The following is a 14,689-nucleotide window of genomic DNA, read 5'->3' as shown; positions in this document are numbered from 1 at the left end:
TGCACTACACTCATGCCAGTATCACTACCCGCTGAACCGTCTGCTGTTTCAGCGGGCCAAGCCCTGCAGCATCGTCTAATTCCCGCAGCTTTGGGCTAGAGTGGCAGCATTTTCAATTCTGCTGTGATGAGCTCGTTCAGCTTCATATCGTCAGGTGCAAGTTCCTGGGCAAGCTGCCATAGCGCTCGAGCTTCTGCAGGCTTACCACGCCGTGCGAATCGGCAACCGAGAACGTAGGCACCGCGCGAGCGAGTTGCTACTGGCAGTTGGCCAAACAATGTCTTCCATGTGCCAAATACCGGTGGTACTCCCTTCCAGCCTAACCCAACTTGCGAAATGCTGATGAACGACAATTCGTCGTTTCCGTAGGCGCGGAAGCCGTCTTGTATCAGTTGCTTGACGACCTCTTCCTGCTCGGCCGATGGACTATCGCCGAAGGCTCCGTTGCAGAGTAGTGAATGTGCGCCAACCTGAATTACATGCGCGCTAATCTCCATGGGCAGACAGTTGCCGCAAGCAATCGCCTCGGCGGCCTCGCGACCGTAACGCGTCCGCCAGGCATTGTTCAGGACCGTGCTACTGATCGGCACCAACTCAAAAACTTTATTTACATTTCCACCCGAAGCCGCGAGACGCATACGCATTCCAGCCGCCAACACCTGCGCCTCCGGATCGCCCAGATCGCCAGCCAGTGAGCGAAGCATCCAGTACTGCATGACTTCCGAAGTATTCAGAGAATAGACCTTCTCCACGTCATCCAAGAAAGGAAAAGGATGGTTCTTCCAAGCCGCGACCGCGGCTTCTTGTTGGCCCAGCTTGTCGTAGGCCAATCCACGCAGCAGCGCTGCTTCGCCCATCGCATCGCGCGACAGGCTCGCTTTTGCGTCTTCGCCTAGCAAGGGAGCTAAATGGTCGACGGTCAGTTGCCAATTTTCCCGAGACGCTTCGACCTGAGCAAGTTCGAGCAGTAACGCTAGACGCTCGCCAGCGATGTCTGGCAACAACTCATTCGTCTGAGGATTGAAGAGCAGGACCTTCAATAGCGACTCGGGGCGTTGCGGCTCCTTGCGAGCCCGGGCAATGCTGCCATACATCCGCATGAAACTAACCTGCTCGCCCGGGGTTCTTTGTCGAATGTCGCCCTTGAGTCCTTCCGTTTCCAGCAACTCGATCAGTTGCTGCGATACAAGCTCCGCCTCCGCGTGTTGACCATTCAGGCGAAGCGCAGCGAGATGATTCACGCGCCAGTTTGTGAAGCTGTAAGCAGGCAGTTTCAGGAAGTCGGCCATTTCAATCGAGGTTTGCAGTTTGCTGATCATGCCGGGCTGCAATTGCCCCGTGCGGCGCATGACCGGATCAGAATACGCGGTCAGAATCCGCTTGCGCATTTCGATCGGAATCACTTCGGCAATCTGGTTCCCCGTTTGATCAATCCGCAGGGAAGCGAACAGCTGATCGGCACCGGTGCGATCGTTGAGTGCGATCAATGCATCCCACAACATGAAGCGAGCCATCGCAACGGCAGGATCACTGGCATCGCTGCCACTCATAGCCCGCAAGCGATCAACAGCTTCGCTGCGCCGGTTGAGGCGGAGCAGACCGATGGCGCTCTTGAGTTGCGCTTCGTTCGTGCTTCGTTGCGAGGCACGATCCTCGCCTGCGCCCACCGCTTGTTGGTCGAACATTTCAATTGCAGCTTCGAACTCGCCGGCAGCTAGTTTGGCGTTGGCTTGCTCCAAAGCGTTCGCAGATTTGACTTCATTCGATTGCCGCACGATCAACTTTTGCAGTTCCGCGCCCGATTGGAGCCCGACACCCCAGCGGCCAATCGACAAAGGTTTCGGCGGAAAGTAGTCGAGAAAAATGAACTGCGGCAGGCGGTTTATTTGCAACTCGAGACGGTCGCCCTCGCGTCGAGCGGTAAACTCGAAGGGACCCGGGCTCAGATCAATCACTTGCTCGCGCAATGCAAGCTCACTCCGACTGATTCGCAGACTCACACGCCCTTCACGAGAACGCTCGACACTAAACCGATAGCCCGAGCCATCAATCGCATAACGCTCCTCGCCAGTCGCAAGATCCCAGCGATGAATCGTCCCTTGCTCAACTCCTCCAATCAGCCAATTGTTGTGCGGATCAAAAATCAACGACTCGCAGCGACGGCGGTTATCTGGCAGCGTTTTCACGATTTGTCGCAGTTCGTGATCCCATAGCACTACGGTTCCCGATTCATAACCAGCCGCCAGAATTTTCCCCTTGGGATCAAAAGCGAGTGCGTACGAACCGCTCTGATACGCCTCCAATTTGGCAAACAGATTCCCCTTTTCATTGACCAGATGAATTACTCCCGCTACGGTCGACGCCAGCACATTGCCAGCCGGATGAATTGCCAGAGCCGTCAACCGCGTCGTTTGATCGGGGGCCAACAAGGGAGTGTCGAAGATTGGCTTCTCAGTGCTTAGATCCCACAATTGCAGCCGATTGTCCCAAGTTGCTGCAGCCAATCGCGGAGGATCGGCACTGGCTGTGAGCTGCATTACCCAGCCAGTCGGAAGAGCGGTTTTCAGGGGTGGCAGTGCGGTACCATCGGGCAATCGCCAACGACGAATCTCGCCGTTCGTTTTTCCATTGCCGCTACCCGCCATCAATTGATGGCTATCAGCCGAGAAGGCGACGGGCGGTGCGAAGAACGCGGAAGAGTAATCGAAATGAGGCGGCGGTACTTCGATGGCAAAAGTCTGTGCAACTTTTCGCGTTGCCATATCAATCAGATGAACCTCGCCATCCATCGCGGCGGAGGACAACCACTTGCCATCGGCAGAAAACGCTACGCCACCTACTGCAGCTCGATGTCTCGGCAGGTCAGCGACCTTTTTGCCCGATGCGGATACGTACAGGCGCAAATTCCCAATCGCATCGGCCGAAACGAAATACTCGCCATTGGGTGAGGCGGCCAGGGCGGTAACAATGGACCGGTGCTGTTCGGTGGCCGCGACGACGAAGGATGCTGAGCTTTCCGGCGGCAGCAGGATCGTTCCCTTCAACTCGAAGTTTCCAGAGCTTGACTCCGGCGTGAGAAATAGTGCCGAAGCATTGGCAATCGAGTCGGCGAGGGTCGGAGCGCCGAGCAATGCGAGGCCGTCGTCCCTTTTGCGAATACCAGGCAGCAGTGCATCGGCATTCGCAAAGGGCACTTCCAGCGTTGCAATTCGTTTCCAAAGGCCGCGGCGGGCATCGAGTGCTGCGAGTTGCTTGTCGGCGAGCTTCGCATCGAGCTTTTGCAGGAGATGAATCTGTCCCTCGATCTCGGTCAGGTCCGATTCTTCCAATCTGCCGCGGCTCGCTCGTCGATCGATCCAATCGTTAACATGCCGAATCAGCGAGCGCCGGCTCGTTTCGGCCTTCGCGGGCGACTCCGCCTGTAACCTTTCCAGTAGCCGCTGCGCATCGGCAAAATCCAGCTGACTCCATTCAGCTTTCTCTAGTTTCGCCTGGAGTTCGGCGGAGATCTGCGAACTGCGCAGCTGAGAGCTGAGCCACGGGGTGGCAAACATCATGGCCAACAGAACCACGAGCAACAGTCCGCCAAGGACCGCCACCATACGATTCTTGGCAACAACCCGAGCCAGCCGACGATGCCAAGGTTGGCGACGCGCGACGATCAACTCGCCTTGAGCGAACCGGCGCAAGTCGGCAGCGAAATCTCCTGCCGAACTGTATCGATCAGCCGGAGCCTTGGCCATCGCCTTCTGACAAATGATCTCCAAATCGGGATGAAGTTGCCGATTTAAAGTTCGCAAGGAGGGTGGTTCTTCAGTTTGAACCTTAACCAGAATCTCGACAATGGATCCGCGGAACGGCGGCGAACCGCTCAGCAATTCATACAGAATCACACCCAGCGCATAAACGTCGCTGGCTGGGCCGATCACATCGGTCTTTCCCGCGGCCTGTTCCGGCGCCATGTACGCCGGTGTACCCATTACTTCTCCGGAAATCGTCAGCCCGCTTTCCTGTCCCAATTCCTTTGCCAAACCAAAGTCCATCAGCAAAGGCTGATTGTTTTGCGAATCAACCATGACGTTGGCCGGCTTCAAGTCGCGATGCAACACGCCTTGAGCATGCGCGTATTGCACCGCTGAAGCCAACGTCGCCATGAACTCAGCGATGAACCGCGGGCCCACCTCTTGCTGGCGGCCCCAATCCTTCAGTGTTTGGCCCTCGATGAAGGCCATGACAATGTACGGTTGGCCAGCAATCTCGCGGACCTCATAGATTGGACAGATATTCGGATGTCGCAGCCGGGCAGCAGACTTTGCCTCGAGCAAAAAGCGTTGCTTATCTTCCTGCGAATTGATAAAGCCAGGACGCGGCACCTTGATCGCCACGTGTCGCTGCAGCGTAAGATCGCGGGCGCGATAGACAATCCCCATTCCACCCTGCGCAATGCGGGCAAGTACTTCGTACCCAGGCACAACAGGCAACGTAATTCCGTCCGCCTGCCCTCCGCTTGTTGGGATGTAATTCGGCGCAATTTGCGGCGGGCTCGTGTCGCCGGATAGCGGCGCTTGGGTCTCGTGCGACGCGTTGCTGTTTTCGCCTATTGTTGGCGGTTTCGCGGCGATTTCGTTGAGATTGGTAGTGGGAAATAGATCTTGAGGCGAGGGCTGCCAATGGGCCGTCGCATCGTCCGTCTCTGGATCTTTATCAGCCGGATTCATGACCGAATCGTAAGCTACGGGCAACCGCATAGGGAGGGGGCGAGAATTTTCGCTGAAGGCGCCCCTCGTGTCTTTGCCGCCTTCAAATCCGTTTGCAATAGCCCCGTTTTTCAGAGCCTCGGCAGTTCTCGTCGTTCATGCGTCGAATCTGTTCGAACTACTCCAGTCTGATATAGCTCTCCTGATGATTTGGGATAACCATGAGTCACTCCGCTCGATTCTGGCGGCGCGCAACACTTGGATAGTCCACCTTCGACCGGTGGCCTCGGTGGGAAGTAAACCCCTGGCAAGAAAGCAAAAACGCCGAGAGATTTTGGCTCCCGGCGATGGGCATAAACCAGCTTGGCGGCCAGTTTCGCAACGAAAAAATCAGCTCCCCGTGCACAACCCTCTTCGAACAAGTTCTCTGTTTTTCAATTTGCGTAAGTGGCTTTGAACACAGCACTTGCTGATTTCGAGTCCGGTTCGGTGTCATTAACGAACCCAACGCTTTACTAACATTGGGGGCGAACCGGTTAACAGACCAGAGAATTTCTGGCGCTCTCTGCGCGCTCTCTGTTTGCTTGCGACTTTCTCATGAGTTGCTGACGAGGCCAGAATCCCAACCGACCCATCAATGGAAATCGAAGTACGTTTCAGATGGCCGATGGTGCCCCGGGGTGCAAAAAAGAACGCACTCCCCTCATTCACTGCCTGAAATCCAGTGTAATTCGATGGTCAACATCTTTCAGTCCCTGCTGCTCGTGATCGCCGGCGCCACACAGAAGGAACTGGCCCGCCAGGTGAAGTACCTGAAGGTAGAGAACCAGATCCTCCGTTCCAGGCTGCCCCAGAGAATCGTCTGCACGCCGAAGGAACGTGTTCGCTTGATCAAGTTCGCCCAGAAGCTGGGCGGCAAGGTGCTTCGTCAACTGACCACGATCGTTGCCCCCGAGACCCTCCTGGGTTGGATCCGGGCCGAGAAGAAGCCGAAACCGCAGAAACGAAAGCGTGGCCGCCCGAACACGCCCGAGCAGATTCGCCAGCTCACTTTGCTGATGGCCAAGGAGAACCAGTGGGGCTACACCCGCATCATGGGCGAGTTGAAAAAGCTCGGCATCAAACCACCCAGCCGGAACACCGTGAAGAACATTCTCAAGGCTGCAGGCTACGAACCAGGTCCGCGGCGTGGTGAGGGAACCTGGGATGACTTCCTGAAGCAGCACGCCGTTTCGCTGTGGCAGTGCGACTTCTTTTCGAAGCGGATCCTGACGATGAAGGGGATTCGCGAGGTGTTTGTGATGGCTTACATCCACGTCGCTTCCCGCCGCGTGATTCTGTCGCCCGCAACCTTTCATCCCGATGAGAAATGGGTCCAGGCGCAGGCGGAATCGTTTGTGAAGCTGGCAAATCAACAGGGCATGAAGCCGGCGATTCTGCAGCGTGACCGGGACTCGAAGTTCACGAAAAGCTTCGACCAAGTGCTGAAGCGAAAGAAGGTGAAAGTGAAGGTCGGTGCCTTCCGCGCCCCCAACACGAACGCCTTCGTCGAACGGTTTGTGCAGTCGATCCAGCAAGAGTGTCTCGATCGGTTCGTGATCTTCGGCGAGAAGCACATGGATCACGTGTGTACGGAGTATCTAAAATATTACCATCAGGAGAGACCGCATCAGGGAATCGGCAACGAGCTGGTGATTAAGCCAAGGGATCGTGAGTCGGCCAAATCAAGTGAGTCGATTCCCATAAGTGAGATTCGTTCTGTAGAAAGACTCGGCGGCTTGCTGAAGAGCTACTGGCGGAAAGCGGCGTTGAACCACCTAATTTGGCAACCATAGATTGCTCAGCGGGGTTGTCGCGGCCGGAATGATTCCGAATAGGATACCCAATCGACTTCGCACTCCCGCGTGAGCTGCTCAAGCTCTTTATCCGTCAGTGAAAATGTCGGAAGTGCCCGGTTCTCGGCGAGCGGGTCGATGGAATCCAAGTAGCTCTCCGCCCAGCGGAGCCAGCGACCGAGCTCGCTTTCGTCGTCGATCTGGCCGGTACGGCGCAAGGCCTCTTGGCGGACGGCAGCAATGTACTGCTTGATCTGTTCGGATTTGTGCCAACGCGGCACAACCTTGTGCAAACGCTCTTCACGTACGGATTCCGTCCGCCGCACAATCTCTAACTCGAGCGCTTTTCGTCGTCGTTTCTCTTTTGCGATTGCCTCAAGACGTTCCCGCTCCGCTTGCTGCCGCTGCGCGTCGACAGCCTGTAGCATGTCCACTACAAGCTCATTCAGACGATCTTCGACTCGGGCCTTCTTCGTGTCGGCAATTTTGCCTGTCGAATAGTACGAGTCGCGATCGAGATGTACTTCCAGAATTCCGCTGGGGACGTGTTCGTAATCCCGTGGCCTGCTCCAACGCCACCGTTCAGCCTCGAGCTTTTCCTGCTTGGTGAGCTCGCGTGTTCTCCGATTCGAAGGCTCCCAAACAGAAATGCGAAATTCTCGATCGAGCACGCGGACTTTGGCGTCTTTCTGTTTCGTGCCAACAGCTAACAGCTCGTAACCTCGGGACTTGAACGCCTTCACAAGACTTTGGAGAAGCAGTAGCGCTCGCTGGATGTTTCCCTTCGAAACGCCGACCTCGAAGCAGGCTGCCGCAAAATCATAGCGTCGCGAGACACGGCCATACTCGTCCGGATCTCGGTGTGATAGCGATTCACGAGTTGCGGTAACCAGCGGGTCCGCTCCGCGCAGATCCGTGACGCACTCGATCCGATTCTCTGGCAGCAGCTCGTATGCGATCAACTCTGCGATCGCGGGATCGTTCGCAATGCACACATCCGGCGACTTAACTGGTTTAGGTGCTTGGCGCAGTTGGATCTTCCCGAGCGATTGATCTTTGAGCGGCGGCAACGGCCAGCGCAAGACTTGCTTCCCGTTCTCCAGTTTTGCCCAGTAACCTCGGGAAGGGCGGGGGATCTTGTGCTTCTTGCAAACCTTTGCGAGGCCGACATCTGACATCCCGAATTCGACTGCCAGCTTTTGCATCGGAGTGGCCCAAACTCTGTTGTATAGCTCCTCCCGGGACAGCGCAACTTCCGATGATGAGACGTTCATTCGGCTTATAACCTCAGTGCCTGCGAGAAATTTGCCGCTGCAATTTTAGTTCTTTTCCGAGTCGATCGTGAAGCAGCCTATCGACCAAAGCCGTTGGGGGGGTGAGTTGAACATCTGTGGGCGAAAGGCGCCTTCTAGCACTCGTTGGCCATTGCGATCGTTCGCACAACGTCTTCAGCCTGGGGAAGCCTTGCAATCAGCTCGTGAAGCGCGCCAAATGCAGCGGGCTGATCGCGAGTTCCAGCTTGCGAGGCTGGCAGCGCAAATACCTGCAAATGACGGGAATCGATTTGCATGAACACTTTCACACGGCGCGACTTTATCCAGCAAACCGCCGCTCTCGGCGGTGGACTGGGGTGTGCAGCGATTGGCGGATTGACCGGTGCTGCAGGCCCTCCTGAGATTAATCCCGCTGCACTCGCGCGACTGCAAGCGAAGCTGAAGGGTCGGCTCGTCTTGGCCAGCGATGCAGCGTATGAGACTGCCCGACGAGTGTTTTATTGGAACCCGAAAACCGAACAGAAGCCTGTGGGAATTGTTCAGTGTGGTGATGAAGAGGATGCCGTGCGGGCCGTTGAATTCGCGCGAGAATTCAGCCTTGAAGTGGCGGTCCGCTCGGGCGGCCATAGCCATCTGGCCTGGGGTAGCTCGAACGGACTGGTCATTGATCTCTCTCCTCTTAAGCGAATTTCGGTCGATCCAGAGCGACGCATCGTCCGGGCGCAGGCTGGCGTCACCAGCGGGGAGGTCGCCCGAGCTGCCGGCGAGCACGGACTTGTGCCCGTCTTGGGGCAATGCCCGGGCGTCGGTGCCACTGGCGTCACGCTGGGTGGCGGACTCGGCTGGCTCTCGGGGCTGTTTGGCGCCAGCTGCGATAACCTGCTTTCGACGCGTCTCGTCACTGCAGATACGCGGACCTTAGAGGTGAATGTCGAGACCCATCCCGACCTTTTCTGGGGAATGCGCGGCGCAGGTGCCAACTTTGGTGTCACGACTTCCTTCGAGGCCCGCTTACAGTCAATCGACCAAGTGTTCGGCGGCGATATCCATTTCGCCGTTAGCGACGCCCGAACTGTGCTGCGTGGGTTTCGCGATCTCATGCACGAAGCGCCTGATGGGTTCCAGGCAACGCTGAATCTCACGCCAGGAGAACGGGGAATCTTTCTCAGTCTTTGTCATTCAGGTGAGGAGACGGAAACGGAACAACTCTTGCGCAAGATCCGGTCAATCGCCAAGCCAATCAAAGAAGCCGTGCGACGTCAGCCATTTGCAGACCTCGCCGAAAAGGCGGCGGCCACGAATTCCGGCCGAGGTCCCTCACCCACATTTCGCGATATACAGACGGTGTACCGTGACCGGATCACCGAGGACATCATCGACATCATCGTCGATCAACTCGCGAAAGCGTCACCGGATGTGATCTTGGGCCTGAGCCATTACATGCACGGTGAAGTCTGTCGCGTGAAGCCGGACGCGACCGCGTTTCCGCATCGAGCGGCCCACTCTGTGCATCTCCGCGCTGCCTTCACCTGGAGTGACCCCAAGACGAACGAGCAACGACTTGCTTGGGGAGAAGAATGGTTGCGTTTGCTGCGTCCGACGTCCGACGAGCGTATCTACGCTAACTATCAGACCTACGAGACCAAAGCAGGCTCGCGCTCTCTGTTCGGACCCAACTACGATCGGTTGCTCGCACTAAAGAACCAATACGACCCGACCAATTTCTTCCGCAGGAACGCCAACATCGCGCCGTCTCGATCTTAGGGCCGGTACGCCAACCATTCGTAGTAGAGGTGGGAATACTGCTGGTTGAAGGTTCTCGAAAGCTGCAGGGAACGCGCTCGCCAAGAGTGGCGATTTCCGCAAATAGTGATTGCGCAGCAGTTTGTCGATCTTAATCGTTCATCGCCAACACTGTTTCCTTAGCTGATGGCTTGCGGCCGTGATGGCATTGGAGTCGACAGTGGCTTTCACCGCATTGATGCCCACCGACTCTGGAGGGCACGTCATCGGTCACGACTACCATACGGTTGCGTCCGTGGTTTTGTGACACGCGAAGGATCGCCTTGCTTTTAAGGTGGCCGCTAATGCCTACCTCGGCTATTTCTTAAGCTGCGGCGGTCCGCGGCGGCCCGGGGGGAGGTTGTCACCTCTTGCAAGCCGACCAACGGACCATCGTTCCCCTGCCGTTATCTTTGTGACCTAAACGGCCAAGATCGCCGAGGTCGACTAGCACTCCTTTCGACCGCGGCAGGAGCTCGTTGAATGGTCGAGATGTTCTCAACGCTTGGATTTGTCGAAACTCACCGGGACATCGTTGCTCTGCTTTTCCCCTGGCGTGCTTCGACCTTCGGCAATGTATTTGCGCAATAGCTCCATCATTTCTGTCACCACTTCCGGGTGTTCGGCTGCGACGTTATCCCGTTCTGACAAGTCTTCGCGCAGATCAAAGAGTTCTGTCATTTGATTGTGCGGTGCGTAGCCACGTGCATTCTTTAACCAATCGGGTTCACCCAGCTTGCCGTTGTCGTCGCCGGTTGTTGCGACGATCAGCACCCAGTCGCCTTTGCGAATTGCAAACTTACCGGAAAAGGAGTGATGCACGGTCGCTTCGCGAATCGGCTTCGTCAGCCTCTGCCCCAGAAATGTAGGCAGCAGATTGTAACTGTCCACACCCGCGGCATCAGGCAATTGCACATCCAGCAGCGCGGCGAGGGTCGCCATCAAATCGACATGGCAGATTGTTTCAGCACAGCTTGAACCAGGCTTGATCTTTCCCGGCCAACGGGCGAGAAAGGGGATTCGATGTCCACCCTCCCAAACATCCCGTTTTGCTCCACGTAATGTCCCCATGCTGGCGTGGCCGTATTTCTGGATGCGATCATACGCTCCTGGATGAACTTCGTTGCTGATCTCCGGCCCGTTGTCGCTGGTGAAAACGACCAACGTGTTATCGGCGACACCCGCACGCTGCAACGCGCCGAGCAATTGCCCCACTGTCCAATCAGATTGAAACACGAAGTCACCAAAGTCCCCGGCTCCGCTTTTTCCCTTGAACTCCGGCGCCGGAACGACCGGGTAGTGGGGCGATGTCAGTGGGAAATAGAGAAAGAACGGTTGATTGGCTTTCGCGCGCTCCTCGACGAAACGGATCGCCTGTTTAGTCAATTCCGGCAGCACGTTCACCCAATCCCAGCCCGGCAGAGATGGCCCTTTCTGTGGGCCGAACGGAACCGTAGGGTTGCCGACCGTGCGATTGTTCTCGATGAAACAAAACGGTGCATAGTTCGGAACATCGGTACCATAATAGAAATCAAACCCGCGTGTAGTCGGGCCGTTCGCGATTGGTTTGGTGAAATCGACGTTGCTGAGATTATCCGCCCCGTTACTCGGCGGCTTACCGTCTTTGGTGGGCCATTCCCAGCCGAGATGCCATTTGCCGATGCAGCCCGTCGCGTAGCCGTGCTGCCTGAGCAGGGTAGCAATCGTCAGTTGCTCGGGCGCGATCAAGGGCCGACTCCATGGACCCAACACTCCGCGCTGCAGCCGAGTTCGCCAGGCGTAACGACCCGTTAACAAAGCGTATCGAGTCGGAGAACAGACGGAACTTGGCGAATGAGAGTCGGTGAATCGCATGCCGGACGCCGCCAAGCCGTCCAAATGCGGCGTCGGAATCTTCGAGTCGCGGTTGTAACAGCCGAGGTCCCCATATCCGAGATCGTCTGCAAGTATAAGCACTATATTAGGTACACGGCCAGTTTTCGTAGATTCGTCGGCCTTTTCCGCGGAAAATGCCGCATCAGTGGCGGCGGCGGCAATGATCAGTGTAGCTAATCTGTGTAGTAAACGCATAAAGTATCGAGTGGAACCGGGTAAGTGATATCCGCAGCCGCACAGGCGGCTCTCGGGCGACGTCTTCGACCAGCGATCAATATCGCGGCCGAAGAACCTGCGGTCAATCAAGCAGAAAGGAAGGACAGACTATGGGGCGAAAGCGAAAGGTGCGGCGACAGCAGCATGGTTCCGTCTGGCACTGGAAGCAGACGGATGCTTGGTACTACACGTTGCCTGGCACAAAGAAGCGAATGGCTCTGTTCGACGAGCAGGGCGAGCGGATCAAAGGCTTGGCCAAGAAACTCGCAGCCGAACAGGCTTTGGCCAAGATCAAGGTGGGGATCGCAGATAACGGCCCAGGCTTCACTCCCGAAGCGGAATGGATCGTTGCCCGCGTCTGCTCCGACTACATCCAGTATTGTGAACGGGGAGTTCCCAAAGGGACTACCACGGCCGGGCACTTACGCAGTACGAAGTCGTGGCTCAACGACCTTTGCGCACACTGCGGCGCCTTGCCTCTTTCGCAGCTCAAGAAAGGGCACATCACTAGCTGGATTGAAACGCACTCGTCTTGGCGCAGTACGGAAACGCATCGAGGCGTGTTGTCCGTAGTTCTGGCAGCCTTTAATCGGGCTGAAGAAATGTTTGGGGTCGCCAATCCGCTGAAGGGCCTCAAGAAGCCGACGCCAAAACCTCGCCTGCAGTCGATCAGCCCGGCTGACGAGCAGATCATTTACGCGAACCTCGAACCGCAGTTTCGCAACTTCCTGTTTGCCGCGTTGCACACGGGCCTCAGGCCCTTTTGCGAACTTGCCAAAGTGAAGGCAGAACACGTCGAACAGACGCCAAGGGGCATGATGTGGCGAGTCTACTCCAGCAAAACGAAAAAGACTCGGAAGATTCCCGTGCGGCCTGAGGTCGCCAAACTGGTCCAGCAGCTGATCAAGGATGCACCTGCCGGCTCCGGCCTGCCGCTTTTTCGGAACACTAAGGGGAATCCTTGGCAACGAACTGCCGGCGTCGTTCGCTTTTTGAATCTGCGAAAAAAGCTGGGCTGGTACGGCGATCCTGTGCGAGGAAAGTACACGTGCTATAGCTGCCGTCACACCTTCGTGCATCGCATGCTTTCCGGCTATTGGACGAACGGCGTCGGCTGTTCGATCGAGACAGTTGCTGAACTAATCGGGGATACTCCGAAGGTTGCCTTCGACCACTACGGTCGCGAATGGGGACAGCATTATCAGGCACCGCTATGGGCCGCGATTGGCGAACAGCCGAAGTCGCAGAAAATCGCTAAGCCAAAGGGGCCTAAGGCCGGCAAGAAGGTGCGGGCATGAGGGCGAAAAAGTTAATTACTCCCCAAACGAGTCAACCACGGCGACGGGCACCTGGATCGGCCTGGCATTGGCAGCAAACGGATGCGTGGTACTTTACGCCACCTGGCACGAAACGCCGGGTATCGTTACTGGATTCCTCGGGCAAACGAATCAAGGGCAAGTCGAACAAGCAGGCTGCAGAACTGGCACTGGCTAGATTGAAATCGCGAGCGGATTGGAAACCATCGCCCGCGGAAGCGGTTAAATCGAAACCAGCTGTGCTCGTCGCCACGGTTTGCTCCGATTACGTCCAGTATTGCGAGACAAGAGTAAAGGGCAAGCATCTGGGAGCAGAAGGCGTAGATAACATCCGCCGGACGCTGAACGATCTAGCGAGTTATTGCGGCGCTTTACCGCTTGAGCAACTCCAAAAAGGGCATCTTGAGCACTGGCTCGAAGCTCATCCTAACTGGCGGTCTCCAGTGACCAAGCGAAACGCGATCACGGCCGTATTGGCTGCGTTCGAATTTGCTGGTGAAAACTATAGAGTGGCAAACCCGTTACGTGGATTTCCCAAGCCACCACCGCGGCCGCGCCTCCAATCCCTTAGCCCTCAAGACGAGACGGCCCTTTACTCAGTTGCTGACAAGCCATTTCGGGATTTTCTGTTTGCTGCAATTCACACTGGCCTCAGGCCCTTTTGCGAACTAGCGAAACTTCGAGTTTGCGACGTGGAGCTGCAATCAGGCGGCATGCTTTGGCGGGTTTATTCGACAAAGACAAAGAAGGTTCGCAAGATTCCAGTCCGATCGGAAGTTGCGAAGTTGGTGATGCGGAGACTGAGTGCCGCCTCAAAGGATGCCCCATTGTTCCCCAATCCGCAGGGAAGGGCATGGAAGAAGGTGACGGGCAGAGCGAGGTTTTCGAAGATGAGGAAGGCCCTGAGCTGGGACACCGATCCGATTCGCAAAGGCTATTCTTGTTACACCTGCCGCCATACCTTCGCCCACAGGTTGCTCTCCGGGTACTGGAACAATGGCTTAGGTTGCACCATCGAAACGCTGGCTGAGCTGATGGGCAACACGCCGCAAGTGGCGTTTGCGCACTACGGTCGGGAATGGGGTAAGCACTACCAAGACCCCCTGTGGGCGGCCATTGGCAGCTGAAGAGCAGTGGACTGAAAATCATGTGTCGCCGGTTCGCGATGTTCAAACTCACACGCCGCTTCGTCCTTGTACGCCTGTCGCCGCGAGAGACCAAGCTCGGCGAACAAGATCCGCCGCAATGCATCGGGACCAATCTCAAAGCCCTGCTCTTGCAACTCCTCCGCGAGTTCCGGAACCGAGCGGTTCGTCCAGCGAATGTTTTCGTCGACGGGCGAACCAGCCGTGTCGCGCTCGATCAGGGCCTCCACTGCAGGAATGATTTCCGGTTGCGCAACGCTAGCTGGCTTTCGGCCTCCCCTTTTTTGCGAACGCGTCCCGCAGCTTCGTCCTCCGGCAACTGCTCGATGTCCTCCGCGCCGTGGCGAATCGTGTCGGGATCGCAACCAAACAAATCGGCGATGTACTGCACACCGCCATGCCCGAGCTTCACCGCTTCGACCGCCGCGTAGCGTCGCCGATCCTTCTCGGATAACGCCCCATACACCTTCACCATCTGCCGCTCGACCGTTGCCCGATAAACCTTCATCGTTGAGCCTCCTGTGACTGACCCCATGCCCCCTTCAGATT

General features: G+C 56.7%; 9 protein-coding genes. 4 read left to right on the top strand and 5 right to left on the bottom strand.

All coding sequences use genetic code 11. The features are described 5' to 3' along the window. Nucleotides 1-95: 95 nt before the first annotated feature. The gene (locus NA78x_RS14575) at nt 96-4,718 is read right to left on the bottom strand and encodes a WD40 repeat domain-containing serine/threonine protein kinase (protein WP_425619177.1); all 4,623 of its coding nucleotides are present in this window, start codon (nt 4,716-4,718) and stop codon (nt 96-98) included. Nucleotides 4,719-5,431: 713 nt separating this feature from the next. Here NA78x_RS14575 and NA78x_RS14570 point away from each other — a divergent pair. Beyond that, entirely contained in the window at nt 5,432-6,532 is a 1,101-nt protein-coding gene (locus NA78x_RS14570; RefSeq protein ID WP_425619176.1) for an integrase core domain-containing protein, read from the top strand. 5 nt (nt 6,533-6,537) lie between these two features. Here NA78x_RS14570 and NA78x_RS14565 read toward each other — a convergent pair whose 3' ends face one another. Continuing rightward, nucleotides 6,538-7,710, bottom strand: a complete 1,173-nt coding sequence (locus NA78x_RS14565; protein ID WP_425619175.1) for a hypothetical protein — start codon at nt 7,708-7,710, stop codon at nt 6,538-6,540. A 390-nt stretch (nt 7,711-8,100) separates the two neighbouring features. On the opposite strand from NA78x_RS14565, the gene NA78x_RS14560 reads away from it, so the two are divergent. After that, nucleotides 8,101-9,570, top strand: coding sequence for an FAD-binding oxidoreductase (locus NA78x_RS14560; protein WP_425619174.1), 1,470 nt, complete (start codon nt 8,101-8,103; stop codon nt 9,568-9,570). Between the two features lie 516 nt (nt 9,571-10,086). On the opposite strand, the gene NA78x_RS14555 is transcribed toward NA78x_RS14560, so the two are convergent. Beyond that, on the bottom strand, nt 10,087-11,658 hold the full coding sequence (locus NA78x_RS14555; RefSeq protein ID WP_425619173.1) for a sulfatase family protein: 1,572 nt from the start codon (nt 11,656-11,658) through the stop codon (nt 10,087-10,089). Nucleotides 11,659-11,789: 131 nt separating this feature from the next. Between NA78x_RS14555 and NA78x_RS14550 the strand changes: the two genes are divergently transcribed. Together NA78x_RS14550 and NA78x_RS14545 are read left to right on the top strand one after the other, a co-directional pair. Next, entirely contained in the window at nt 11,790-12,977 is a 1,188-nt protein-coding gene (locus NA78x_RS14550) for a tyrosine-type recombinase/integrase (protein ID WP_425619172.1), read from the top strand. Beyond that, complete coding sequence (locus tag NA78x_RS14545; RefSeq protein ID WP_425619171.1) at nt 12,974-14,122, top strand: tyrosine-type recombinase/integrase; 1,149 nt, start codon at nt 12,974-12,976, stop codon at nt 14,120-14,122. Before NA78x_RS14550 ends, NA78x_RS14545 begins: the two co-directional genes overlap by 4 nt. Here the strand turns inward: NA78x_RS14545 and NA78x_RS14540 are convergent. After that, nucleotides 14,086-14,370, bottom strand: a complete 285-nt coding sequence (locus NA78x_RS14540) for an ISAzo13-like element transposase-related protein (RefSeq protein WP_425619170.1) — start codon at nt 14,368-14,370, stop codon at nt 14,086-14,088. The two genes, NA78x_RS14545 and NA78x_RS14540, sit on opposite strands and share 37 nt — an antisense overlap. Next, nucleotides 14,358-14,648 (bottom strand): hypothetical protein, encoded by a 291-nt coding sequence (locus NA78x_RS14535; protein WP_425619169.1) that lies wholly within the window; start codon nt 14,646-14,648, stop codon nt 14,358-14,360. The genes NA78x_RS14540 and NA78x_RS14535 overlap by 13 nt, the downstream gene beginning before the upstream one ends. Nucleotides 14,649-14,689 lie beyond the last annotated feature (41 nt).

It is taken from the genome of Anatilimnocola aquadivae, from assembly GCF_049819085.1.
Lineage (GTDB): Bacteria > Planctomycetota > Planctomycetia > Pirellulales > Pirellulaceae > Anatilimnocola.
The sequence above is the reverse complement of the archived record's forward strand: the minus strand, read 5'-3'. Positions and strand labels throughout refer to the sequence as shown.